Genomic DNA, 391 nt, shown 5'->3' on the forward strand with positions numbered 1-391 from the left:
TTGGACCCGGCGTATCCGTTGGATCGGATTGCCTACATGCTGGAAGACAGCGCCCCAGCGGCGGTATTGGCGCAGAAGGCGACCCTCCAATTGCTGGCAGACGCGTCGATGCCAGTGATCGATTTGGACAGCGGGCTGTGGGAGGACGAGTCGATCCTGAATCCAGAGATCAAGGCGCTGACCTCCTCGCACCTGGCCTATGTCATCTACACCTCGGGTTCGACCGGTCTGCCTAAAGGCGTGATGATCGAACACCGCAACACGGTGAACTTCCTGACCTGGGCCCATCGTTCATTCGATGACGCCACGTTGTCGAAAACCCTGTTCTCGACGTCGCTGAACTTCGACCTGGCGGTCTACGAATGCTTCGCCCCGTTGACCTCGGGCGGCA

At 59.6% G+C, this 391-nt stretch carries 1 protein-coding gene; it reads left to right on the top strand.

Annotated features, from left to right (window positions below):
• Positions 1–391, top strand: a 391-nt coding sequence (locus J4E63_RS30705) for an AMP-binding protein (protein ID WP_207284223.1), incomplete at both ends; no start/stop codon positions are given.

It is taken from the genome of Pseudomonas sp. FW300-N2F2, from assembly GCF_017351655.1.
Lineage (GTDB): Bacteria > Pseudomonadota > Gammaproteobacteria > Pseudomonadales > Pseudomonadaceae > Aquipseudomonas > Aquipseudomonas fluorescens_AA.